This window comes from Legionella gresilensis, from assembly GCF_900639865.1.
GTDB lineage: Bacteria > Pseudomonadota > Gammaproteobacteria > Legionellales > Legionellaceae > Legionella_C > Legionella_C gresilensis.
In genome coordinates this window covers 379,656-404,286 of record NZ_CAAAHX010000001.1, presented here as the reverse complement: position 1 = coordinate 404,286, position 24,631 = coordinate 379,656, and the positions used below count along the sequence as shown (strand labels likewise).

Sequence of the window (24,631 nt, the reverse complement as noted above, 5' to 3'; positions counted from 1 at the left end):
TAAAATGAAAACCTTGATTAACCAATATTATTACCTATATTTTTAATCCTTTCTAATTTTGATTTAATAACCAATCTTCGAGGGTTAATGCAAAGCGAAAATGATCTTCCCAGATATTATTAATTTTTAGATAGCGAGGCGAAAATCCTTCTTTCAAAAAGCCGTTTCTAGTTACCAAATGAATGGAAGCTGTGTTACGAGGTTGAATATTTGCTTCAATGCGATGAAGATCTAACGAGGTAAATATCTCTTTAAGAATTAGTTTTAGGGCTTGGCTCATTAAGCCTTTTCCTGCATGATTTATAGAGGCGTAATAGCCTAAATAGGCGCTTTTAAAGACACCACGCATAATACCGCTAATATTAAAAACACCAATAATCTCTTGATTTTGATTCCAAGCAATAAAATATCGTTCGCTCTCCAGCTTACTTCTACTTAAATAAGTTTGGAATTCTTTGGAAGTGCAAGGAGCCGATATAAAAGGAAAATGAAAATGGCGGCTAATTTTCATTGTGGTAACAAATATAGCTTCATCTGGGGCAGAAGGTTCGCGCAAAAAGATCATCTTTAACTCAACTTGTAATTTATTATAAAAACATATTCAAGTAGGTTACTTGAATCAGCAGCAGAATCCTATTTTTAAAATTCCCTTCATGCAGCAAAACAAATGTCCCTATCCATTCTCTTTTTTTAGAATTGCAGAAAAAATGTTTTTTTAGCCATTTGCTATAATGGTAATAACTTTCTTTATTAAGGTTACGTTATGGAAAGGGCAAGCAAAACACCAACTAATAGTACCCAAGAAGCTAAAAATCAACCTTTAGAATGGTTGCCTATTGAGGTCATTTTTCTCATTTTAAATATGCTAGAGATTAAAGATATACTTAGCTTTCGAAGCACAACAAGACGAAATAAAACATTGACAGATTCTTTTTTTCAACCAGATCAGGCTAAATATGAGCAGTTGGTGGCGACAAAAAAACATCTAATGAATCAGATACAAATGACTCACTCTTATCAGTAGCTAAACAACTTGTTGAGACAGTCAAAAAAAAATTTTTAAGCTTAATAGGATCTAACGAGCCAACCTTTAAGCTAAATTCTAATTTCATGCAAATTTTAGAAAAGCAATCAGAACTAAGTGGCTTACTCAAAGATTATATTAAAGAGCGTGAAATTAATTTAAATTTACATATGTCAGATCAGTCATCATATTCAGCTAAAAAGGATTTAGTAAAATTTATAAAAGAAAATGGGCCAGCCTCGTTAGCATTATTAGTTATCTTAAACGATACATTAACGACATCATCGTGGGAGGATTTTGCTTGTTTAAGCCTAGAGCATGCAAAAGTTATTTTCAATTCAGAAAACATAACAAATCAATTCCTCAAAAATCCAGATTCTTTGATTTCGCTTGCCCGAGCAGGAAAAGGGTTTCCAGCTCTCATACTAGAGAAAGTGGGAGATAGGCTTGAAGAACGTGATAAGAATGCATATGCAATGATTACTTATCTTCAAGAAACTCAACAACCTGAAGCAAGACGCCCTCGCTAAGAATCTTACAGAATTTTTATAGCATAAGGTAAAACTTACAATAGTAGTATTTATAAAATTAATACTTAGTACTTAGGTTTAAGCTTGGGCCTTGCTGGACTAAAGTTTAATTAAGGTTTATTTAACCTGTTCTTGCCTTACTAATAATTAAATGATTTTAAATGAAAGCCTTGATTAAATTGTATATCAAGGCCACGATTATTTATTAAGAAATACAAAACTTACGCTCGTCTTGTTTAATTAAAGAAAATAGATTGAACTCTATCACTTCAGCTCGTTTAACAAAGGTTTTCATATAATGCGCAATTAATTGCTGCGGATCTTGTTTAGAATAAGCAGGGTAGTTATTTTCTTTAAGGAGCTTATCTAAGCTATCGCGAATGGCTTCATACTCACCTGTTAAATGTATCATACTCAATTGATCGCGAATGAAATAAATAGCACCCGCCAATTCTGGCGCAGAAAGCGGCTGCTTGCTTAATTCGTTAAACCACTCAATTAAATCTTTATACTGTTGAGTTGGCTTTTTCTTAAATAAACCAAAACAACAAGCTCTTCCTTTATGACGCTCAATATATAACTCAGCTTCTGCAAGAAGATACTTTAACCTCATGCAAAAGCGTGCACGCTGTAGTTCTTCTAATCGTCTATCCGCTTGCAGCACATTGTTATAGGCAGTTGCAATAAGGGTTTGTTGATCCTGCAAAAGATTTTTTTGCTCTTTTCCTAAAATGAGCTCTAGAAGGTGAGCATATTTATCAATAACGGTTGCTGCTAATTGGATATTAATCGTTAATACTTTACGGCTGTTAGGGTCATCTTCATCCTTTGGATGAACTCTTAAGTAGAGTTCAGCATTTTTTAGTACTTCTTGGAGATAATCATTTCCTTTCCCTTGAAAAAGATCACCTAACAAATTGATAAGTTCGCCTATTTCACTTATAGACGGTATAGGCGACATAGACTTTGCTTGTTTATGTTGCAGAGTAGGTTCTAAATTGATTTTATTTTGGTTTAAGCCGCTTATTTTAAATTGACTTTTAACTTTATCACACGTTTCTATAAAACCATGAAAGCCATTAACCTCTTCAAGGGATTTTAAATTGAAATCTTTTAATAACGGATTTAACTTCCTTCGTATTATATTTAAATCATCTAACATAGATTGATTTTGTTCTACTTTAAGCTGCATAGTTAATTCCTTTTATTGTCTAGATATCAGTGTAAAGTACATTAGTAAATCCTAGCAATCTTACTCTTTGATAAGTTAAACCAAGTCACTTAAAAAGAAGCAAGTTAAGCAATTTGTTAATATTCTCATTCTAACTCAGCTCAGGCTTGTTAAAGATAAGTCTATTTCAAACCTAGCGTATTATGTAATTAACTCTTAAAAATTTAATTATGCAATTTTACTTGAAATGATAAGAATTCCCCCCTATATTTTTGATAAATTCATAAATTTAGAGGGAGCTAGTTTTATGAATAAAAAAGCAAAATCTTGGTTAGGCGCGATAACATTCAGCGCTTTGGCATCCTTGTCAATGAATGCAATGGCTGCGGAAGATCAAGTAGTTCGATATAAAATGGTTTTTGTTCCTACCTGGAACCTAGCGAGCCATCCTACAGAATATCCTGCTGCCCTGGAAAAATGGGACATTTTTCAGGATTGATTGGAGCAACTCATACAGCAGGATTTAAGCTATTTGCTAAAGGCCAAAAGCCAACACCAGGGCTAGAAAATCTGTCTGAGCATGGTGAGCATAGCCCTCTGGATAAAGAAATTGATGCGGCTATCAAAGCGGGAAAAGCTGGAACACTGATCGAAACTAAAGAAGGTATTAAAGGTCCGATTCATGAGCCGGTTACAACAATATTTACCACCACTCAGAAATTTCCAATGGTAACCATGGTAGCAATGATTGCACCAAGCCCAGATTGGTTTGCCGGGGCTGCCGATGTAAAATTATATTCCAATGGCAAATGGGTCCCCACCATTACAGTTGATGCTTATGCTTGGGACTCTGGGGGTGATGACGAGGAAACTTTTTTGGCGGATGATAAAGATACTAATCCTAAGAAAGCAACCAAAATGGCTGATACGAAACATTTTATGGAAAATGGCAAAAGAGTTCCTGTCGGTGTCTTTGTATTCACAAAACTACCTTCTGAAGAACAAGTGAATGAGTTAAAAAAATTGGAAACCCCTAGTTAATGGAACCTGTTTCTGCCAATGGTACACCCGCAAAAGGGCGTGCCATTATTTTTTTAGTTCTTGGCGCTATACTTTTTTCTCTGGGTCCTGTACTGATAAAATTAATGATGGAGCGGAACCAGTATTATAGTATCTTTAACCCGGGGTCAATTTCATTTTGTAATGTTCTTTTTGTGGGAAATCTTTGTGCGGGAATAATTATATTGGTTTTTCACAGTTTTACGGATATTCTCAAAGAAATCATCAGTCTGCCTCGTAAAACAAAATTTTACTTATTTGCCATTACCCTGACTAGCACGATATACCCAGCATTAATTTTTATTGCATTGGAATATACTACGGTCATTAATTTAATTCTTATCAGCCGTTTTAATGGCATCGTATACATGACACTGGCCTATTTCGTTCTGGGGCTTCGATTAAGAAAATTAGAGGTATTGGGTTATCTTATCATTGGAATTACCGTCATAACCCTATTGGTGTACACCAATAAAGGATTTCATTTCTCTTTAGGTGATTGGTTAATTTTAAGTGCAGCCATTTTCTTTGCTTTTAACGAATTATTAAGCAAAAAATTATTACCGGCTTGCTCTATCCCAACTTATGTATTTAGCCGAAATTTTATTTCCGCAATCATTTTTTTCTGCACAGCTATCATCCTTTTGGGACCTGGTCACTTTATGGATGCTTTTGGCCGTAATTTCTGGATTCTAATGCTGCTGTATGCCGGGGTTGCCATTGTATTGGCGCAAATTTTTTGGGTGAAAGCGATAAGTGTTCTTCCGCTTACTTATGTCGCTAATATTAATTTGTTAAATCCAATTTTTTCTATTGCTTTTGCTTTTTTACTACTGCAAGAATTTCCTCATCCTAGTGAATGGGTAGCCATTACCATTATTGCTTTTAGTATCATTTTACCGAAGCTAAGCCAAAAAACCCAAGCCCAAAGCGCGAGACCATTGTTCACGCTCTCTATTGATACTTCATTAGTAGGAAAATAATTTCGTATTTTTAATAGTAATCAATATTAACAATATTTCCCGTTTTGCATTTTGTTCATAGATTATTGAAATAATAAGAATGACTTTGTTAAATAAAAATAGTTATTGGGTTATGGCCCATTTTAAGTTTCATGTCCTTAGAGGCCAATTAAGTTATAAAATATAAATAATGCCAAGAATTTAAATAGCCTCTTCCAAGCATGGGATTACTTCATTGCGCCATTTTTTTAATAACTTAATATTATGCAAACTTTCTTGCAGCGTTACTTGTTCTTTTAATGAAGTATGTGGATGTCGAATGAGTGTATTTACCGTGTTGATTTGATAAGTATAAGCAGATAAATCGCTTGTTAATTTTATCTCCCTTGGATTTTCTTCATTATCTAGATAGACACGGAAAACCTGCTTACCCATTGTAGGAAACCAAGGATTGGTGAGTATTTCCAGGCGGCCTTTACTACCCCAAACCATAAATTGCCAACTCATTTCTAAATCATCTGAAACAGTAATTGTTGCTAAAGATTGATCATTAAATTCCAAAATAACAGAGGCGTGGGTATCATTGTGAGAGTGGTCTAAGCTTTTTATACCAAATGCTTTTAAATTAACAGGTTCAGCATTTGACAAGTATTGAATTAAAGATAAGGGATAACAACCAAGATTATAGATAGCACCTCCTGCAACTGGATTAGCCAGATGGGCTATTTTTGCTGTATAGACTGCTTGGAAGAGCGTGATTTTACCGATCAATTTTTGCTGTAAAAGTGTTTTAATTTCTTGGATAAGTGGATGGCAGCGATACATAATAGCTTCCATACATATTAACCCTCGCTTTTGGGCCGTGGTCATCATGGCAAAAACTTCCCTTTCATCGAGAGCTAAAGGTTTCTCACATAAAACATGTTTACCAGCTTCTAAGCTTTTTATCGTCCATTCCTTATGTAAATGGTTAGGCAAACCTATATAAATAACATCCAAAGTTGGATCATCGATTAAAGCGTTGTAATTACTATATATGCATGGAATGTAAAATTTTCTAGCAAAATCGTTTGCTTTAGAGGCATCCCTACTAGCAATCGCTGTAAGCTGTCCTCCTGTAGATTCTGCAATGGCAATTGCCATTTGTTGAGAAATAAAGCTTGTACCTAAAATTCCCCATTTAATGTTGTTTCGATCCATGCAGATTTTCTCTCACTTAGAATTAGAAAAAGATTTCTCTATTTCTCTAATGATAATTATTTTAAGGTCTATTTCCAATCACTACTTAAATTCCATTTTCGCGACTAATTATATTAGATAAACCCTAGCCTAATCACATAGTGAGTAATAGCACAGTGAGACTAATTTTAAAACTCATAAGGTCCTTTCACAGCTCGTATTATGAAAGGTGATTTAGGCCCTTATTTTCAAATTAACACTTACTACCTTTAATACAATTATAGAGGTGTCCATAAGTGCATAAATGATGTTGACGGTTGCAATAACGATATGATCCACCTGATTTCATACAAGGTTTGAATACATTTCGGCTACAATACTCATAGCTACGTATTCTCCCGCTTTTTATATAATCAGTGGCTATATTGATAGGCTTTTGCGCGCTCGTTATATTGGGCCTAGAAGCCTGTGATATATCATATATATTCGTTGCAGCGCTGGTGGCGCCAATTAATGAAAATGTCAGTACGCCAATTAGGCCTAATGGTTTCAATTTGTCCATTTGAATTCTCCATGAAATGATTTCTATCATTGAAACGAATTTGCCTTGTATATTATAGCATAAACTTGTTTATAAATTAACCATAAGATAAGGAAGAACTCAGCTATTCTTGCTAATTTTTTAACACGAGTAAAATTAAGAATTTAACGGTTGATCTGCTGCATGATTAGTAGATTAAGTTATTATAAAAAATTATTTTTCTCAAAAACTTAGAGTTAACAGGAAGGGCAGTAAAGTATTGAAATTCTGTTTTGCTATTATATTTGGGTATAACTATAATTCACTATGTATAAATATAATTCTTTTTTCAATAGGTGTATTAGTAATTAAAGAAATAGTTTCCTTGCTAAGGAGAGCAATTATGTTCAGGAAGAAGCTAGTAAAAACCTTATTTTCACCTATTATATTTGGATTCGTTATTTTTTCTACTTCAATAGAAGTTACAAGTGCTGATGAGCTTTGTAAGGGCGCATGTCAGACAAAATATTCTAAATGTCAACGAGTTTGTAAAGGTGATGACGAATGCTTGTCAGATTGCCAAAATGCTCATGCTCAATGCTTAGAAAAGTGCGGAGAAGGCGGTTATTCAGGTGAGGGATATCATGGCGATGGACATCACGGTGGATACCATGGTGAATAGGTTCCCTTTTGGATTATCTATATAATGTAAACTGGGCTTTGGCCCAGCAATTTTATTCTTGTGCCATAGCTCAGGCCCACGCTTTATTTCTCAATGATGATTAAAAAGCTTAGTTTAGGATAAAGATCCTACATCAAAGCCCGCCCTTAAACGTAATAATCGTATTGAATTGAGGACAAATTTTTATCTGCTCTCTTTCAAGGAAAGCCAAACCTAAGGCATAGGTACCCGAAATTTTTGTTACATCCGCAGAAGAGGTGTATCCAGAATTATCTAGAACTAAGTTTTTATAGTAATTACCTACATCTAATCGCAGCATTTTATGTGTTTTGATAAAAATAGTTTTCCCTGCCTTATCTTTTAATACTAAAAGGGTACGCTGAGGTAGTAGACTTTGCGCAGTTGATTGCGTTAACCATCCTGTTACCGTAAGTAGGTTTCTCACTACTGCAGGCTTATAGGTAATGTTCATTCCATTGATCAAATCAATGCTACCTTCACATTTGCTTGTCGTTGAAATATTATGGATTTCAGATGCATCTAATATCTTGTCAAATTTGAACAGGTTTGACATATTCCTCGGTGCGGCAAGAGTTACTTTTTTAAACTTAATATCGTAAACATCTTGCCAATGCTCTTTATGGTTGATAGGCGAAATAGAAAATGATGTCACTTTTTTATGTGATAGAGAGTAAATTCCTGTATAGAGTAAAGCAAATTCTTGTGTATTCTCAATAAGAGGAGATATAACAAAACCAGATTTTGCCATTTCAGAATTTATTCTGTAATTTACAATGTTGCCATTTTCAAGGCGTAATAATATCTGAAGTTGACTAGGTTTGAATAAGAATTTCATCAATTGTCCGAAAATACTTTTTTTGATTTCTATTTCAACAAAAATCAGACTTTCATCAACTGGAACAGCTACCTCATTGCCAAAAATATGTGATCCTCCACCTAAATTGATTAAAGATTTTTGCGATTGTTTAGCGGCCGATTTCTTATGAAGGTACAAAAAGTCATCTCTCATTTGCAATGGCTTATAATTATTAAGTAATATTGGCCAGCTTGCTCCATCTTCCAACGAAGGAAGCCTATTATCTATTGGCTCTATTTTGAAAATGATGTTATCAGGAGCACTTTTATTTAATAAGTGATCCATGTTGATTTGAATTAAGGATGGAGTAACCGTATTGTAACTTTGAAAACTAGGACGAGGATTCCAATGATTTCCAGAGGCAATTAAGCTGGATTGGTTGAATGAATAAATATCAGTGGTGCCTTCAAGTAATGAAAAATTATACCTTTCATGGATTTGGGCAAGCGTAGTTTTGAACTTTTTCTCTAGCCATTGATGATTCTCTAACCGATTGCTAATTCCTTCCCAGGCAGAAACATAAGTTGATTGTAATTGGTTAAATATGTTTTTTGACAGCATCTTCCAATCAGAATTATTAATATTCTGCCATACAAGAATAGATGACAGTAAAATAATTATTAACTGATTAGTTGGCTGAACGATCATAGTTAACAGTAAGGCAGACATAAGTATAGATATGTTCGCAGGGAAGGTATGAGCATAGTCATGTCGAACAAATCCCTCTTTAAAGTTTAAATACAAGAAAAGAAAAAATAGACAAAATAAAAAGATACGTTGTTTTATAGAAAAATCTTTGCCACGGTAAATATCTACTAATAAAATAATTGCTGCAAATACATAATAAGATATTTCTGAAACAGGGCCAGGCAGAGACATGGCTTCTGAATAACCAGATACAACTAGAAATAATGAGGAGAAGTATCCTGGCAGATTACTTAAGGATTGCCCTGATATTTTCCAGAAAAAGATAAGTGCCAAAAATGGTAAAATAAGAATTAAAATTGCAGGTATCCATTTTTGATGCACGCTAAATAAGAAAAAGATGAGTATCGCAGTAAGTCCACATGAAATTAGATAAGAGCATTTTATTAACGGCAATAAACCAAAAGGCAAGAACAAAATTGCTATTAAAAACAGTGCTAGAGGTCTATTAATATCAAGCTGTTTAACATTTATCAGGTTAAAACAGGCAATGCCTACAAGAACTGGGTATAAAAAAAATAATATATTTATGATGGAGGAACCGCAGCAGGCCAATATTAGCCCAAGGGCCGTAAGGCGCTTCCACTCAGCGTTTCGTATGGCAAAAAAAAGGGCAAGGCAAGATGAAAAAGCAAAATAAATCGCGACCACCATCATACGATGCTCTATAAGAGGGTGGTATATTTTTGTATAAATAAACGCGTAGGGTCCGTAAGCGGCAATAATATCTTTACCGAAAATCATGCCATGGACAATCGCTTGGCTCATCCCAAATTCTCTTGATGGATCAAGTCCATCTTTAGGCATCTCTGGTGAAAAAGGTACTAATACACAAAATACAGTGATAAAGAGTAATCCTTGTAATCCCCAACTGAAGTATTTTTTTGCAAGAATTGGAAGTCCATTTACTTTATTCATTCAATTTTTACCCGTACTTTTACATAGTCACCCGCTTCCAGAATTGGGATAAAAGCTTGGGATCACGTAATGATTCTACTACGGACCATTTTGGGTAAGCCTGCTTAAAATGCTCTGCATTCATGTGCGCATCTTTAGCAGGATATAACCTACCTCCTGCCATATGCACAATATTATCTAATTTTCTAAAAAGAGCTTGGTTGATTTCAGCTCGTTGTGGAAAATCCAATGATAAAGAAAATCCCGGGCGTGGAAATGACATGAGCCCGGGAGAAACGAGATCGCCACAGAGTTTTAAGATGGCAAAAAATGATGTGGTACTGCTTCTTGAAATTTCTTGTAGGATAGTTTTTATAATCTCCGGTGCCTGTTCTTTATCTATCACAAATTGAAATTGCTGAAAACCTCTTCTGCCACACAAATGATTCCATAGTTGTAAAGAGTCAAGTGGGTATAATATTGAATGATAAGGCGTCAAGCGACTGACAGTTTTTTTAAGTTGTCGATAATAGTAACTGTTATTGAAAGCTCTTAAACTAAAAGGATTTATTAATGAAAATGGCAAATTTTTAGGTAAGCTAAACTTAGTAGGTGGAGAGACTTCAAGAGGGCCGATTTTAGCATGATTTCCTAATACACAAATACCGCGCCCAGTTTTTTTTCCAGAGGCCAAACAATCAATCCACGCTACCATATATTCATATGCGCTATGATATTGCTCAGAAATAGTGAAAAACTCCTTTAGCGAACTAAATCGGATGCGGCGTTGCTCAAGAAGACTTGAAGTAATGGGACGCAATTGAAAAACGACACTGATAATAATTCCTGTGAGACCTAGACCTCCAATGGTGGCAAAAAAAAGTTCGGCTCTTTTTGTAGGAGAACACTCAATCATTCCCTCATCACTGCGATAGATAACTAAACTGCTGATATGTCGCCCAAAAGTACCCGTAACATGATGATTTTTGCCATGCACATCATTAGCAACTGCTCCGCCTAAAGTAAGAAATTGAGTGCCAGGTGTAACAGGAAAAAACCAACCGCGCGGGAGAATTAAAGCAATAAGTTCAGCGAAAGTTATGCCTGCTTGAGCACAAATAACCCCTGTTTCCCAATTTACATCTAATACCTTATTCATTTTTTTCATAGAGAGTACATGATTAGAGTCTGCTAAGCAGACATCACCATAACTTCGCCCTGAGCCATGCGCTAGAGTGGAATGACGTCCAAGTTCAGTAATAGTGGATATAGCATTGGGTATATTAGCTGGAGAATCAATTTGGTGTGCAGTCTGGGCATTATACGGATAAAGTGCCCAAGGAAGTATTCTGTCCATGATTTGTCTCTTTTTGTATATCTTAAAATATAATCAACAGCAAACATGAAATTACAATCGTATTGTCTGCCAATGAATAAGAGCTTTGCCTCTTTCCCTAGGAGAATGTTCATTTAAATATGGTGTTACCTAGCTATCATTTAAGTCTTAAATTTAATAGACCATCTAAATAAATTTGAAACTTAAAAATGATGCGAGCGCAATTATGCATTGGCTAATACCATTTTTCCAGTGTTTTTTGATAAGCGCAGTTGCTGCATTTGCTGACAGCTTAACGAATTAAAATTATTTCAGGTAGTTAGAGGCGGGGCCATTTTATTAGGCAGTTCTTTATTTTTTGTTATTGGCGCTTCTTTAGCGAAAAACCAGTTGAGGCTTAGCTCATTTAGGTAAAATCTATATCAAGAAGCTCAAGATTTGTTAGCGCTGCTAGGCGGGGAACTAAGGGATAACGCCTGCCTTTCGCACACAAAATTTCAAGATAAAAAAAGATATTAATAATAATTTCCTCTAAAAAATAGACTTAAATTTAATTAATAGCTATGAATTTTTAATAGCTTTATCTAAGTAATTTGATTAGAGAATAGTCACTTGTCATATTGACGAGATTATTTCGGTGACTGGGATGCCTCGAAATCTCTCTATGTAAAGGGGAATCAAGATGGCAACAGTCACCGGCACTTTAAAAAATGATATCCTTTTTGGTAAGGCAGGAAATGATATTCTTTTAGGTGGTGCAGGAGATGATACTTTAATAGGTGAGGATGGAAGTGATTATACTTAATTAAATTTTAAGTGATTGATTTAAAAGCATAATCAATGGCTTCCTGTAAAGAATGGAATTGAGAGATAGTTTTACTGATAATATTTTTTAACCGCGCCCATAGTTTTTCAATTGGATTAAGATCAGGTGAGTAAGGTGGAAGAAATAGAATTTTGCATTGAACTTTCTCCACGATTAAGCGTGTTTTTTCAGTTTTATGAAAAGCAGCATTATCCATAACAAGCGTATAACCTGGCTCTAAAGCAGGAAGAAGAAAGTGTTCTAGCCAAAAATTAACGAGCGTTTGGTCGCAAGTTCCTTTATAACAAAGAGGTGCAATGATTTTATTTTCAAGCAACCCTGCAATAAAATTTTCACGAGCATAGCGCTTGCCAGAGAGTGGAGCAAAAATTCTTTCTCCTCTTAAAGCTCTTGCGTAAGGACGAGTTATAAACTTTTCAATACCCGACTCATCAATGTAAACGATTTTCTTGGGATCTTGTTGCTGTATAAGCTTTAAATAAGTTTGTCTTTTTTCTTCGTCTCTTTCTGTAAAATACGACGTCTTTTTTTTCGCGTAATTTTAAAACGCTTTAGAGCGTATAGTATACCAGGAGATGACATACCAAAATGTGCGGCTATTTCATCAAGATAGGCACTAGGATGTGATAAAACATATTCCCGAAGCGCCGTTTCATCAATTTTATAACCCGAAACGATTCGCCTATTAGGTAGAACGTGGCCTTGTTCTAGTTGCCTAGTTCGCCAGCGTTGGATTGATGAACGACTAACTTTAAATAATTCACATGCGGTTTTAATAACTCCACCCTCTGAAAGGTAGGCTAACTCTCTTATTCTTAAATCTGGTGAATGTCCCATAAGTAAAATTTCTAATATAACTTATAAGTCATTTGAAATTTAATTAACTATATTACTCTGCATTTTTGCTTTGATAGAAATAAAATACCCAGAGAAGAGGTTGCTAAAATGTCGAAAAAGCTAGAATTTGTAAAACTAGCAGAGCAAGGAAAAATCCAATCGATTGCATCTTTCTTTTAACAAATGGAGATATTTTTCTTGCATTTCTTGAGACAAGAAACTAATAGTGATTAATTCTTGCCATTTAGGTATTGCTTGCAGAAATTCTTGGATAATTGCATCAATAATTTTTTGGTTTAATCCTAAGCGCTCAATGGCAAGGTAATCAAAAAAATCATGTTTTGTTAAATTGTTTTTCTTGCCTCTTATAAGTAAAGCTATTTCTTCTTTAGCATTTCTTTGCGCAATAGTTGAGTTAAGTAAATCATAAGCGGGCGACAGAGAAATTTTGTTATCTTTTGTAATAAGGGAAAAATTTTTTAAATGCATATCCTCATTACCAACCAGAAAGTTAAATAGTGTCAATTTAAAAAATTTAACGAATTCAATTTTTGGAAATGTACAAAACCTTTCTATGACTGTAATTACTCTTTCCATTGAGCTATTATATTTTGTATGACGATCTTCACCTGATAACTGTGCAAAGTCTTCTAAAGCTAATTTTTTATTACGTCCAATTCGATCAAATCGTTTAATGAAATACGTCATACTTTTATCTTTAGAATAAATTAATCCATGGATAGGTACCTCAAGGTTAATCGTTTTTGCTAATGACATAGTAATCGCTTCATTTTCTGGCAATTCAGGATAAAGGTCACTTTGAGGTTTTAAAATATAATGACCATTTTGATCCACTAGTTCAAAACATTCAGCTTTAACTCTTAACTGTGCACTTAATTTCTTTTGCACGCCTTGAATAGACATTTTACCTACGCGATCTAGCGCCTCTTTACGCTGTTCATCAGCACTTAATGCTAATGGACTAAGATTTTTTAATTTAGGGGAAAGGTGTCTTAATCCTCGTTCTGAATAGTTCTCTTGATCAGGTATAATTTCATATGTAATAGGGCAGCGTTTCATTCTAGTTCCTCGATAGTCACGGCGCCCACGACATCCTGGCCAACTTTTATCAATTGTCTAAAATAATCATTTTTATCTATCTTATATTTACGTAATAAGGCTTCAAGCATAATTCCTTCTGGTAATAGCCCCTCAAAGAAAGGAGGAAATATGTCAAACTCATAAATCTTCTTTGTTAAAGGTATTGTAAGAGAAACAGGCGCGCCTTGATATTCTGTATAGTAGGTAAATTTGTATTTTCCGCCTTTTAATTTTTCCAATTCTCCTGCTTCAATACCATTAACTAATACGCGTGCTTTGCTCATAAATTATTATCCGTTGGTGGTGCAAAAGGTGTTTCGAATTTCATTCGTATATTCAAAACATCTAATATTTTTAACAAGGTATTTAATTGCACTGTTTCTTTACCTTTTTCAATATCAAATACAACGGTTTTGCCAACCCCGGCTAATCTAGCTAGCTCTTGTTGTGATAGTCCGCTTTGCTTACGGTAGTAATGAACTATTTTTGCAATATCATCAGTGGCCATGTGAAACCATAAATTAGAGATTTATTACTGTTATAGCAGTAAAAAAGGTACTTTAAAAGGCCTATAGCATTATTTTTTATATAAAATAGTATTTTTTTACCGCTATAAAGGTAAATTTTAATGAATTAGATGGTAATTTATTGATGAATTCTATAAAAAAACTAAAAATTACTGCTATAGCAGCATAAAGTTATATTGGTTGACCTAATAAAAAGGTCATAATTCATACTTGTACAATTAAATTAAGCTATGCTTTTAACATGTAATCAAATTGCAACATTTTATCTGCCTAGGAGATATTTTCTAATGGCACATAAACATAAAATACTCGTTATCATTCTCATTCTATTAATCAGTATTGGTTTAATTATTTTGAATTAAATCTAAATATATTTTTTTTACTGTTATTAAAGTGCGCAATTTCACGCGTATATTCGATAAATTGATCCTTACTATAATTTTTAATAGTTGATCGCCAGAAACGATAAGCACCTTCGTTCCTTGGTATAATCATAACTTCCCAAACGCCAGGAAATTTTTTAAAGCATTGTTCGGCAATATATCGACCAATGCCTTTATGTTTAAATTTTCGCGCAACAAAAAATTGCGCCATATTAAAATCAATGCTGGGATCGCTTCCTTTTTTATCAACTATAGCAAAACCAATTAATTCATTTGCATAACGGATTATAAATGGAAAAGAGCTTTCATCTTTCCAATATTTTTCAAAATCAATACACTCATATAAGCCATCTTCAGGAATTTCCCAACCTTCTTCATTCCCAAGATATTCACTCATGTCATAAACATAAAATCTAGCTAAGTTTTGTATAGTAGGATGATCTGTTAAAGTAGCAGGAATAAGTTTTATTTTGTTGTAATCTATTAGATTTTTTTGAATTTCGTATAAGGCTACTTCGCTATTCCAGTGATGTGCACGCCCTACATAATTCATATTTACTTTTTCTAATACGCGACGTGAATGTTTATTATCAGGATTAATAACCGCAACTAATTTGCTAACAGTTAAATGTTGAAATCCCCAATTAATAAGCGCTTGTGCAAGTTCAACACCATAGCCTTTACCCCAGACAGCTTTAATGAGCGCATACCCTACTTCAATTTCAGGCTGAGTATCGTCATAAGCTAGATAAATTAATCCAGCTCGTCCAACAAAAAGGCCACTTTCTTTTTCAAATACACACCCAAGGCTAAACATATGCTTCTCTTGATGAGCTAGTGCTTTTTCTAAGCCACTCATGACTTCAGAATGAGTACGCACACCCTGGCCAATGTACCTCATGACCTCAGCATCTGTTTGTAACGCATATAAATTATCAAAATCCTCTAATTGTGGGGTCTTGATGATTAAATTTTTTGTTTCTAAGAATACGTTCATATTGTCAACTTATTATTCATAATACAAAGCCATGCTAATTTGATTTTAATACTGGGCTCCAATACATCTAGTATTTTAATAAAGATATTCTATCAAAAAACTATAAAGCAATTGCCTGTTTATTATTTTATCTCAATCAGCTCAATTTAAGTTAACACTGAATTTTTAATTTATTTCTTGCTATTTCACAAGTGGTTTATTACTTTACGCAAGTTTATAATAAATGGAATTTTTTTATGATAGAAACGCCTATATTAGAAGTCATTCAATCAAATATCTTTGCTAAACACCACTTACCACTCATAAAACAAAAACCGCTAAATAAAGATAAATATTGGGATTTTTTAACCCCACAACAATCTTATGGCGTATTATCTGCCTGTAGGCGAGCTGCATTGATTAATATTTTGTTTAATATTCTCAAAGAGACTCAGCCTGACGCTGCAAATCTAATTACTCCAGAAGATTTATTTTATTTGCAAATTGTGGCTTTATTTGCTCACTCCATTTGGGAAAATAAATTAAATGATGAAGGAATTTTAGCAATTAAAGTTAATTGTCAAAATTTTTTAAAAAGTATTGGTGTCACTCATGCGCTTGCTCATCAATTTGCTCAGTTGCTTGATCCCACCGAAGTAACCTCTCAAAACACAAAGCAAAATTGGCTAAAAATCATTCTTAACAGTGCTGATTCGCTGAATAATATGCGCAAAGCAAATTCAATGTATAGTATTCATAAAATACCTTTAGTCGTAGAACTAAAAAAAATTGATAAACAAAACTTAATAGAAGAACTGGCTAAAGAAGTATTAGATATGCTGGTTTTGCAGCATGATATTGGGGTTAATGGTGTCCAGGTTATGGACGAAAAATACGACCTAATTTATGAAAGACGCGGTATTCATCCCAAGTCAAAGTTCAAGCTTCATTACGAGTACTCTAACAATTGTTATGGGGACGTTATAAAAGATATAAAAAAATTTCCCATGTTATCTCAATACTATAAAAACGATACGTTACCTTTACGCAAGGTAAATTTATTAGAAGATATAAGGGTTAAGCAACGAGACGAAATAAGACATTCTGCTCCCACGATAAGGATTAACAATGATTTTCTCTTTAAATCATTACGCGGTGACAATGCAAATTATTTTTTACAATTTATAGATGGTGTCATATCGCCTTTCATTCATCATCCTTTGCGCTTTAAAAGTAAAAAGATATACACAGTGGATGGCAAAGGGGTGCATTTGCGCAGCGAAAAAACACCTATCTATAGTAAAGAACAGAAAAAATTATATTCGAAAAAACAGTCTACAACCTACGGCATGCCTGATTTACAACCTAATCCATTTAATTTTTCTGAAGAAAAAGTTAAAACAGTGGGGGTTATCTTTTTTGATATTATGAAGAACGCACTACTAGCTGATCATTTATTAACACGTGATGTCGGCTCTTCTATTCGTCCTAATGATTTTAATTTTTTGCCAGAAGCTGAGCAATATTTTAAACAGCGAGTTAATAAAGTTTTATTTGCAAAAGATAATATAGAAGCATTTAAGACTGCTTTGCGTAATGAAAAAAAATATAAATACCATAATGAAGTTTTTGCTCATTTGCGCTTTACTGCAGATGATAGCTGCCAAGTATTTATTAATGTCGATACTTTAGAAGCACGATTATTAGCGCAAATTTATGCCAGAATGATTTATGCGCGTTTAAGAAATGTCAATGAGTGCCCGCCCGATTATGAAGTTAAGATTTGCTATTATATGCCTACATCATCCTTGCACTTAAAACAGTATACCAAGCAAGAGCAAATGTTAGATATTGTTGAGGCGGAAGAAATCCTACAAAACAATGATTATTTGCTCGAAAAGATACTAGAAAATAATTTTGAAATGTTATTCTTTTTACCTTCTGGATTTCTTATTAATTATTTAAACAAGAATATAGATGGGCATGCTTTAATTATTAAGATACTAAGCCAGGGTTATTTCCATATTTTAGATTTTTTTGTGGAATTAAAATTACTGGACGCGCAAATTCTAGAAAAATTAATTGTTACGCATATTCAAGAATTACATGACACAAAAACACTAATCCAAATTGCCTATTTTGCAATTAAAAAAGATAGGCCATTTATTTTTCAGCAAGTTTTGGAAACACTGTCTAAGCAACCTGACTATGAAAATTACATTAATGAAGCGGTTAATGTGTCAGGTGCCAAAGTGAACTTATTACAATTGGCATTTAGTATACAGAAAGAGAATTATATTCATGCTTTATTAAACTTAAAATCGATTAATATTAATCAGGTAGATAGTGACGGTAATACTATTTTACATGATGCGGTTTTAACTGGTGATGAATATTATGTACGATTGACCCTTGATTTAGGCGTTGATAGTAACGCAGCAAATAGTAAGGGTTTTACTGGGCTACATTATGCAGTTGCATTTGGTCATTGTAATATTGTTCGCCTTTTATTATCGCAATCAACTTTTACACAATTTAATGCAGAAGTTGAAGTTTCAAATGGAATTTATAATCAAAAATTATCATTGCTTGAATTAGCTGCAGTACAAGATCAAGTTGAGGTGTTAAAAATACTGCATCAAGATGGCCGTTTTGATTTTAGTAAAGAATATGGTTTTAAAAGAACGCTGCTATCCGTGGCAGAGGATAACCCTTTAACCTTAGCTTATTTATTAACTTTGCCTGAAATCGATTTCAAAAAGAAAGATGTTAAGAACTACAATGGCGGAAAAAACGCGCTACACAAAGCTGCAGCGAACGGTTTCATTGATGTAGTAAAGATGCTGTTAGATAAAGGCATGCCCGTTAATGATACGAGTTGCGACAGTAAAGAAACAGCACTGCATTTGGCCATTGGTCCTGAAAAGAATGATGATGTCAGTATAGAAGATCGGATTGAAATTATTAGGTTGCTGCTTACTGCTGGTATCGATAAAAATGCGGTTAACTCATCAGGGGAAAGTGCACTAGGTTTAGCAATTATTAAAGATTGTGCACCCCTGATGAAATACTTAATAGAAAATGGCTGTAAAGTAAGAGGAATAGCAGTGCCTCTATTAGAAGCTACTTTAGAACGAAGCAATCATGCAATTCCAAAATTAATAAAATATGAAATCCAAGCGAAAGCTAAAATGTTTGGCCGTTTTTTTAAGCATGAACACCAAGAGAAGCAAGAAATAACCACTGCTCCAAGTGAATCTTTAGACAGTAAAACAACCCTAAACAATTAGCTGATTTTAACAAAAGTAGGTTGGGCTAAACGAAGTGCAGCCCAACAAATTATGAATTGGTTAGCCACTACTCTATGATTGAAGCTGTTGGGCTGCGCTATGGTTAGCCCAACCTACGCTTATTTACTTTCTTTAAGAGAAATTAAACCTTTTAGCAACACTGTCAATGATTTTATCTTTAGCTTTCTTAAAAAGGCCTAACCTTAAGTTTAGATGACTGGGAGAATCAGGATTAACTGTTCTTGCTTCGTTAACACGTTGCTGAACTTCTAACGGGTTTTGTTTAGCTTTTTCAATTTTTTTAGTTTTGATAGAAGGCAGAAATTGATTCATTAGCTTTGATAAATCTGCAAATGTTTCACCAACTTGTGTTACCGTCTTTTTCCTAAGTAACATGGGTGGTAGAAATTTATTATGAGTTCCATCGTGCTTATAATATGGCTGACCTGTCATGGCATTACTGGCTCGGGCAAAATCAAGTAAAATATCATTAAATTCTTTTACGTAATTACCCTGTAATAATCCTGACAAATTTTCAAGGTTATTTCTATTGATTCTATCAATATTACCCCAGCATCTAACCAAGTCACTATGATGACTTAAGTCAAGCACTCCTTTGACTAATCTTGATTTATTTATCTTTGTCGATTTATCCCCTTCATAACCTTGATGAGGGACTGATTTGCTAAATTCTTCATCTATGATGGGTACGTAATGACACATACTAAAGGCAATATTGTCAACAAGGGCTACATTAAATTCAACTGCCTTAGCAATTTCAGTAAAAATTAAAGCTGATCGCTCTGCATTACTGGGATCACTAATCCCACCTCGTTCATTAGTTCTGCCGGCTCTAAATAGAAAAGCTGCCAACATAACAGCTTCTCTTTCTTCATTGGTAAGATGCTGTAGTGCATTTTTGATTTCTGGTAAACCAACGATAGCAATAGTCTCTAATAAAAATTGAGTATTGGCTGCCTGTCTTATACTGTGTCCCACATCATGATTGGGGCGATAAATAATGACACCATCGATTTCCATAAAATTATGTTTCATATCTACATAAGGGATGTTAATGATGTTATCCGCAAGCACTTGATAAAACGGCGTACAGAAGTCTTTTTTTAACCAATATTTTTTCCAGTTTGTATCAATAGTAATGATTGCCTGATAAGGATTATGGTGCGATGAAGTAGACGTAATGACCAATGTATCCATAATGATTCTGAGCCTAACTGCTTAGTATGGGTTTAAAGGAGCGATATATTGCTAGTGCAGGTATTTTTTGTCAATTCATTTGTATAATGCAAGGCTTAAAAGTTAATTTCAGTAAAGTAGCCTTGATGCAGCGCAGCGTAATCAAGGTTTAAGAAATAGTGGATGTTCTAAATTGTTGGGCTAAGGCCCAATCTATGTTTGCAAGTTATTTAAATTAAATAAATGGCGAATAAAGACCTTGATTACGCTGCGCTGCATCACGGTTACGCTTACTAAAATTTTACATACCTTCGACTTCCAATTCAAAATCGATGTTACCACGTGTAGCATGACTGTAGGGACAGATTTTTTCGTGTGTTTCCTGTACTAATTCTTTTGCTTCATTAGTAGAAAGAGATGGAACTTTAACATTCATTTTAACTGCAATACCAAACCCGCCGCCTTCACGAGGGCCAACAGAGACATGACATGTTACTGTTGCACCATTGACTTTTTTCTTGTGTTGACTCGCCACAAATTCTAATGCGCCACCAAAGCAAGCTGCATAACCAGCAGCAAAAAGATGTTCCGGTGTGGTGGTATTGGGTAAGCCAGGACCCCCCATCTCTTTAGGAACGGAAAAATTTGCACTAACCGAATGATCAGTGGTTTCAGAATGGCCGTTGCGTCCTCCTGTATTAGTTGCTGTTGCTGTTACTAGCGGTTTTATGGTGTTTACTGACATGCTACTCTCCTTGTTCTTTAGGTGGTTTGGGTCTACTTACTCTGATTGTAAGGTTTCGTAGTTATATAAATATTGTTCTAGTTTCGAGAAAAAATTTCTAACTTAGTATAATTGAAACTGAGCATTAATTCTTCATAAATTGAATTCATAAAATCTCTAGATTATGCTGTCCTACAACTAAGATGTGCTACGTTATCTATGCTCATTTGAATCGCAGGAAAGCCAAAGTAGATTGGGCTAAACGAAGTGCAGCCCAACAAATCATGAATTGGTTATCTACTCTAAGATTGAAACTGTTGGGCCAAAGCTCAACATACATTTGCTCAGTGAGGTAGCTTTGATACAGCGAGGTAGCCTTGATGGAGCAACCGTAATCAAGGTTTAAGGCGTTATAATTATTACCCAAATGATTGGGCCAAGATCCGAATTACATTAATAAGATATGCACATTGAGGTTAGCCTTGATGCAGCGCAGCGTAATCAAGGTTTAAGGAATAATAATTATCTTAAATTATTGGGCCAAGGCCTGATCTACGTTTGCAAGACATGCACAGTAAATAAATTGCAAAAGTGATTTATTGAATGGAAACCTTGATTATGCTGCGCTGCATCAAGGCTACCCTGGCTTTTGCCCATGCTCAGGCAGTGTATTGATACTTAGTATCCTTATCTAGGTAAGGATTCAGATTTTCCCCAGATGCTGTAAGTAATATACTTAAATTAAATTCAAAAAGATTATTTCTTTCTATAATTTGAACATACTTTTTAACCTAAAGAATAAAATAAATGAAAAAAATTATTGAGGTACCAGAACTTCTTTCATATGAAAAATATGGGTTTACGCAATGTGTTCAATACGGTGACTTAATATTCGTTACAGGCCAATCCGGGCAAGATAAAGAGGGTCGGATTGTTGCCCCCGATATGGAATCTCAAACTAGACAAACATTTAAAAATATTGAGTATGCTTTAAAAGCAGCTCATTCAAGTTTGAACAACATCGTTTCCATGAATTCTTACATAGTAGACATTCATACAAACGGACAAAGTTATTTTCAAGCACGTAAAGCATGCATGCCTAATTCAGCATATACAAGTACATCTATTGGTATTGTGGCACTAGCTATACCTGGCTTACTCATTGAAGTAAATTGTATTGCTACAATTAATAAATAATGAATAGTATGATTTAAAACGGTACTTCACAATCCAAATGGTATAAAGCACAAGTAGAGAGGTAGCCTTGATGCAGCGCAGCGTAATCAAGGTTTAAAAAATAATAATTATCTCAAATTATTGAACCAAGGCCTGATCTACGTTTGCAAGATATGCCCAGTAAATAAATTGCAAAAGTAATTTAACGAATAAAAACCTTGATTACGCGTTGCATCAAGGCTACGCTGGCTGTTTAGTTTTCTGTAAGATGAAAAAGGACAAAAGTTAGCTTGGTTAGCCATATGGGTTACGATTTTGCTTTTTCAATCATCGCTGATAGAACGAATGACTCGAGCAGGATTTCCTCCAACAAGGGTGTTGGGGGGAACATGCTTGGTGACTACTGAGCCAGCAGCGACAACCGAGTTTTCACCTACAGTCACACCACCAACAATAATTGCACCAGCGGCTATCCAGACGTTTCTCTCAATCATGATAGGCTTTCCGATTGTGGTTGTACGGCGTTTAGATGGTTCAAGGGCATGGCTAGTAGTGATGATGCTAACATTTGGCCCAATCATCACATCGTCTGCGATATGGAGTCCACCAAGATCATAGAAGGTACAGTTCTGATTTATGAAAACATTACGTCCGATACGAATTTCATCTCCTCCTGCAGTATAAAAGGGGGGAATTAGTAAAAAGCTTTCGTCTACTTGTTTACCGATAAGTTCACTAAACAATGCACGGATTTCATGGGAATCATTATATGTTAAGCAATTAAGCTTGGCAGTGATTGTCATCGCTTTCTTGGTGTTGGCCGCCATGGCAGCTGATTCTGGGGTCTTACTGTGGATTACCTTAGTATTTTTCTCATTTGACATTTAGGATTTCCTTATAACCTTCATAAAGCCTATTAATCTGCCTACAGGAGAATTTCGAGTTTTTTGAAAATACCGTAACTACTTGATTTTGGTGGGCCCACTAGGACTTGAACCTAGGACCAACGGATTATGAGTCTGAAATATACCCTTTTTAGCTAGTTTTATCTCTTTTTAAATTTCATGAAAAACCTTTTAAAATCAATGGTTATAAGCCATAATCAGCTTTATTTGATTTTCTATCATTTTAAATAATCTGTCTACATTGCGTCTACATGAGAATTTTTTCTACATGAAATTTGAAGGAAAAACATGAGTGCTAATCCAACCAGTTTGCGGCTAACAAAATCCATTATTGATAAGCTCGAACCGATTCCAGGAAAAGACCAATCTTTTTATCGCGATGAAAACCTAAAAGGCTTTGCATTAAGAATTACGAGTAGCGGCATGAAAAGCTTCATTGTCGAAACACGTATCAATGGCAAAGTAAAACGAGTTACGATTGGTAAATACGGTAACATTACTGCTGAAGAAGCGAGAAAGCAGGCTAAGAGTCTTTTGGGTAGTGTGGCTAGAGGTGTTGATCCTATTGCTGAGAAGAAAACGAAAAAAGTACAGGCAATGACTTTGCAGCAGGTACTTAAGGATTATCTAAAAGCCCGTAAAGATTTAAAACCAAGAACGTTAACTGACTATCATTGTGTGCTGCATGAAGTTGTACCTGATTGGCTTGATAAACCCATTACTAAAATTACTCGCGAAATGATTGCTAAACGTCATGCAGAACATGGGAAAACCAATAGCAAAGCACGCGCTAATAACGCTATGCGAGTTTTAAGAGCACTATTTAACTTTGCCATGTATGAATATCAAACTGGCGATGGCCAGCCCATTATTGTAGTGAATCCAGTAAAATATCTCTCGCATACTCGTGGATGGTTTCGTGTCCATCGAAAGCAAACAGTCATTAAACCGCATCAGCTAGCTAATTGGTATAAAGGCTTAAAACAGTTAGTAGAAGGAGAGGATTATCGCAATGCGCTACTATGGCATGATTACTTTCTCTTACTACTATTTACCGGCATGCGTAAAACGGAAGCGGGTTCCTTGCGTTGGTGTGACATCGATCTAAAAGCCAAAACTATTACATTACAAGATACTAAAAATAGAGAAGTACATACGTTGCCGATGTCTGATTTTATTTATGAGTTGCTTGAGCGCAGAAGTCGTCAGAAAAGCAGTGAATTTATTTTTCCAGCTGACAGCAAAACAGGTTATATCTATGAACCTAAAAAAGCCGTGTTAAAAGTAGTTGAACTATCAGGTGTATCATTTACTTTACATGATTTACGCCGAACTTTCGCAACAATTGCTGAGAGTCTTGATTTGCCAGCTTATGCTCTGAAGCGTTTGTTAAATCATAAAATGAATAATGACGTAACCGCAGGTTACATTATGAAAGATGTTGAGCGGTTGAGAAAGCCTATGCAGCAGGTTACCAAATTTTTGCTTGAACATATGATGGAGACGGCTGAGTTATGAATATCAACGAACTAATAGAACACTGGAAACATATCGCCCCAGTAATTCGTGAGCCTCAAAATGGAGAGGAATACGAACAGCTAGCTAATGTCCTCGATCAGTTATTAGATATAGTTAAGAATGATGAATCTCATGAATTAATGGGATTGGTAGATGTTATTAGTCACCTGATTTCTACGTATGATGAAACACATGATGATCAATAACTTGGTTGAATTAAGACTATAGG

25 protein-coding genes and 1 pseudogene are annotated in these 24,631 nt (G+C 34.8%); 11 read left to right on the top strand and 15 right to left on the bottom strand.

Features of this window, described 5'->3' with window-relative positions:
- Positions 1 to 52 precede the first annotated feature (52 nt).
- Entirely contained in the window at positions 53 to 565 is a 513-nt protein-coding gene (locus E1P04_RS01825) for a GNAT family N-acetyltransferase (RefSeq protein WP_131781218.1), read from the bottom strand.
- Between the two features lie 198 nt (positions 566 to 763).
- On the opposite strand from E1P04_RS01825, the gene E1P04_RS01820 reads away from it, so the two are divergent.
- Together E1P04_RS01820 and E1P04_RS01815 are read left to right on the top strand one after the other, a co-directional pair.
- The gene (locus E1P04_RS01820) at positions 764 to 1,024 is read left to right on the top strand and encodes an F-box protein (RefSeq protein ID WP_131781217.1); all 261 of its coding nucleotides are present in this window, start codon (positions 764 to 766) and stop codon (positions 1,022 to 1,024) included.
- An 86-nt stretch (positions 1,025 to 1,110) separates the two neighbouring features.
- The gene (locus E1P04_RS01815; protein ID WP_131781216.1) at positions 1,111 to 1,554 is read left to right on the top strand and encodes a hypothetical protein; all 444 of its coding nucleotides are present in this window, start codon (positions 1,111 to 1,113) and stop codon (positions 1,552 to 1,554) included.
- 205 nt (positions 1,555 to 1,759) lie between these two features.
- Here E1P04_RS01815 and E1P04_RS01810 read toward each other — a convergent pair whose 3' ends face one another.
- Positions 1,760 to 2,746 (bottom strand): hypothetical protein, encoded by a 987-nt coding sequence (locus tag E1P04_RS01810; protein WP_131781215.1) that lies wholly within the window; start codon positions 2,744 to 2,746, stop codon positions 1,760 to 1,762.
- A gap of 286 nt (positions 2,747 to 3,032) precedes the next feature.
- Between E1P04_RS01810 and E1P04_RS01805 the strand changes: the two genes are divergently transcribed.
- From E1P04_RS01805 to E1P04_RS01795, 3 genes are read left to right on the top strand one after another with little or no spacing between them, the layout of a single operon-like run.
- Positions 3,033 to 3,224, top strand: coding sequence for a hypothetical protein (locus E1P04_RS01805; protein WP_131781214.1), 192 nt, complete (start codon positions 3,033 to 3,035; stop codon positions 3,222 to 3,224).
- Positions 3,203 to 3,766, top strand: coding sequence for a spondin domain-containing protein (locus E1P04_RS01800; RefSeq protein WP_131781213.1), 564 nt, complete (start codon positions 3,203 to 3,205; stop codon positions 3,764 to 3,766). The genes E1P04_RS01805 and E1P04_RS01800 overlap by 22 nt, the downstream gene beginning before the upstream one ends.
- Positions 3,766 to 4,767: a DMT family transporter gene (locus E1P04_RS01795; RefSeq protein ID WP_131781212.1), complete on the top strand. Its 1,002-nt coding sequence runs from the start codon at positions 3,766 to 3,768 to the stop codon at positions 4,765 to 4,767. Before E1P04_RS01800 ends, E1P04_RS01795 begins: the two co-directional genes overlap by 1 nt.
- A 180-nt stretch (positions 4,768 to 4,947) precedes the next feature.
- On the opposite strand, the gene E1P04_RS01790 is transcribed toward E1P04_RS01795, so the two are convergent.
- On the bottom strand, positions 4,948 to 5,946 hold the full coding sequence (locus tag E1P04_RS01790) for a Gfo/Idh/MocA family protein (RefSeq protein ID WP_131781211.1): 999 nt from the start codon (positions 5,944 to 5,946) through the stop codon (positions 4,948 to 4,950).
- A 232-nt stretch (positions 5,947 to 6,178) separates the two neighbouring features.
- Positions 6,179 to 6,487 (bottom strand): hypothetical protein, encoded by a 309-nt coding sequence (locus E1P04_RS01785; RefSeq protein ID WP_131781210.1) that lies wholly within the window; start codon positions 6,485 to 6,487, stop codon positions 6,179 to 6,181.
- Positions 6,488 to 6,848: 361 nt separating this feature from the next.
- Here E1P04_RS01785 and E1P04_RS01780 point away from each other — a divergent pair, with 361 nt between their 5' ends.
- On the top strand, positions 6,849 to 7,127 hold the full coding sequence (locus tag E1P04_RS01780; protein WP_131781209.1) for a hypothetical protein: 279 nt from the start codon (positions 6,849 to 6,851) through the stop codon (positions 7,125 to 7,127).
- Between the two features lie 133 nt (positions 7,128 to 7,260).
- On the opposite strand, the gene E1P04_RS01775 is transcribed toward E1P04_RS01780, so the two are convergent.
- Entirely contained in the window at positions 7,261 to 9,627 is a 2,367-nt protein-coding gene (locus E1P04_RS01775; RefSeq protein ID WP_131781208.1) for a hypothetical protein, read from the bottom strand.
- 19 nt (positions 9,628 to 9,646) lie between these two features.
- Positions 9,647 to 10,963: an FAD-binding oxidoreductase gene (locus E1P04_RS01770; protein WP_131781207.1), complete on the bottom strand. Its 1,317-nt coding sequence runs from the start codon at positions 10,961 to 10,963 to the stop codon at positions 9,647 to 9,649.
- A gap of 661 nt (positions 10,964 to 11,624) precedes the next feature.
- Here E1P04_RS01770 and E1P04_RS18200 point away from each other — a divergent pair.
- Entirely contained in the window at positions 11,625 to 11,747 is a 123-nt protein-coding gene (locus E1P04_RS18200) for a hypothetical protein (RefSeq protein ID WP_131781206.1), read from the top strand.
- A gap of 7 nt (positions 11,748 to 11,754) precedes the next feature.
- Here the strand turns inward: E1P04_RS18200 and E1P04_RS17540 are convergent.
- From E1P04_RS17540 to E1P04_RS01735, 6 genes and pseudogenes are all read right to left on the bottom strand, one after another.
- A pseudogene (locus E1P04_RS17540) lies at positions 11,755 to 12,240 on the bottom strand (IS630 family transposase); the annotation flags it as partial.
- A gap of 2 nt (positions 12,241 to 12,242) precedes the next feature.
- Complete coding sequence (locus E1P04_RS01755; protein WP_131781204.1) at positions 12,243 to 12,605, bottom strand: IS630 transposase-related protein; 363 nt, start codon at positions 12,603 to 12,605, stop codon at positions 12,243 to 12,245.
- Between the two features lie 135 nt (positions 12,606 to 12,740).
- Positions 12,741 to 13,685: a HipA domain-containing protein gene (locus E1P04_RS01750; protein ID WP_131781203.1), complete on the bottom strand. Its 945-nt coding sequence runs from the start codon at positions 13,683 to 13,685 to the stop codon at positions 12,741 to 12,743.
- Entirely contained in the window at positions 13,682 to 13,990 is a 309-nt protein-coding gene (locus E1P04_RS01745; protein ID WP_131781202.1) for a HipA N-terminal domain-containing protein, read from the bottom strand. Before E1P04_RS01745 ends, E1P04_RS01750 begins: the two co-directional genes overlap by 4 nt.
- Positions 13,987 to 14,214, bottom strand: coding sequence for a helix-turn-helix transcriptional regulator (locus tag E1P04_RS01740; protein ID WP_131781201.1), 228 nt, complete (start codon positions 14,212 to 14,214; stop codon positions 13,987 to 13,989). Before E1P04_RS01740 ends, E1P04_RS01745 begins: the two co-directional genes overlap by 4 nt.
- Positions 14,215 to 14,581: 367 nt before the next feature.
- Entirely contained in the window at positions 14,582 to 15,613 is a 1,032-nt protein-coding gene (locus E1P04_RS01735) for a GNAT family N-acetyltransferase (RefSeq protein ID WP_131781200.1), read from the bottom strand.
- Positions 15,614 to 15,849: 236 nt separating this feature from the next.
- Here E1P04_RS01735 and E1P04_RS01730 point away from each other — a divergent pair, with 236 nt between their 5' ends.
- A complete protein-coding gene (locus tag E1P04_RS01730) occupies positions 15,850 to 18,882 on the top strand; it encodes an ankyrin repeat domain-containing protein (protein WP_131781199.1) in 3,033 nt (1,010 codons plus the stop codon).
- A 132-nt stretch (positions 18,883 to 19,014) separates the two neighbouring features.
- Here E1P04_RS01730 and E1P04_RS01725 read toward each other — a convergent pair whose 3' ends face one another.
- A complete protein-coding gene (locus tag E1P04_RS01725; protein ID WP_131781198.1) occupies positions 19,015 to 20,100 on the bottom strand; it encodes a SidE phosphodiesterase domain-containing protein in 1,086 nt (361 codons plus the stop codon).
- A gap of 280 nt (positions 20,101 to 20,380) precedes the next feature.
- Positions 20,381 to 20,824, bottom strand: a complete 444-nt coding sequence (locus tag E1P04_RS01720) for an organic hydroperoxide resistance protein (protein ID WP_131781197.1) — start codon at positions 20,822 to 20,824, stop codon at positions 20,381 to 20,383.
- Between the two features lie 786 nt (positions 20,825 to 21,610).
- On the opposite strand from E1P04_RS01720, the gene E1P04_RS01715 reads away from it, so the two are divergent.
- Positions 21,611 to 22,000, top strand: coding sequence for a RidA family protein (locus tag E1P04_RS01715; protein WP_131781196.1), 390 nt, complete (start codon positions 21,611 to 21,613; stop codon positions 21,998 to 22,000).
- A gap of 302 nt (positions 22,001 to 22,302) precedes the next feature.
- Here the strand turns inward: E1P04_RS01715 and E1P04_RS01710 are convergent, their stop codons facing one another.
- The gene (locus tag E1P04_RS01710; protein WP_131781195.1) at positions 22,303 to 22,863 is read right to left on the bottom strand and encodes a sugar O-acetyltransferase; all 561 of its coding nucleotides are present in this window, start codon (positions 22,861 to 22,863) and stop codon (positions 22,303 to 22,305) included.
- Positions 22,864 to 23,172: 309 nt separating this feature from the next.
- Here E1P04_RS01710 and E1P04_RS01705 point away from each other — a divergent pair, with 309 nt between their 5' ends.
- Both E1P04_RS01705 and E1P04_RS01700 read left to right on the top strand, forming a co-directional pair.
- The gene (locus tag E1P04_RS01705) at positions 23,173 to 24,402 is read left to right on the top strand and encodes a tyrosine-type recombinase/integrase (RefSeq protein ID WP_131781194.1); all 1,230 of its coding nucleotides are present in this window, start codon (positions 23,173 to 23,175) and stop codon (positions 24,400 to 24,402) included.
- Complete coding sequence (locus tag E1P04_RS01700) at positions 24,399 to 24,608, top strand: hypothetical protein (RefSeq protein ID WP_131781193.1); 210 nt, start codon at positions 24,399 to 24,401, stop codon at positions 24,606 to 24,608. Before E1P04_RS01705 ends, E1P04_RS01700 begins: the two co-directional genes overlap by 4 nt.
- Positions 24,609 to 24,631 lie beyond the last annotated feature (23 nt).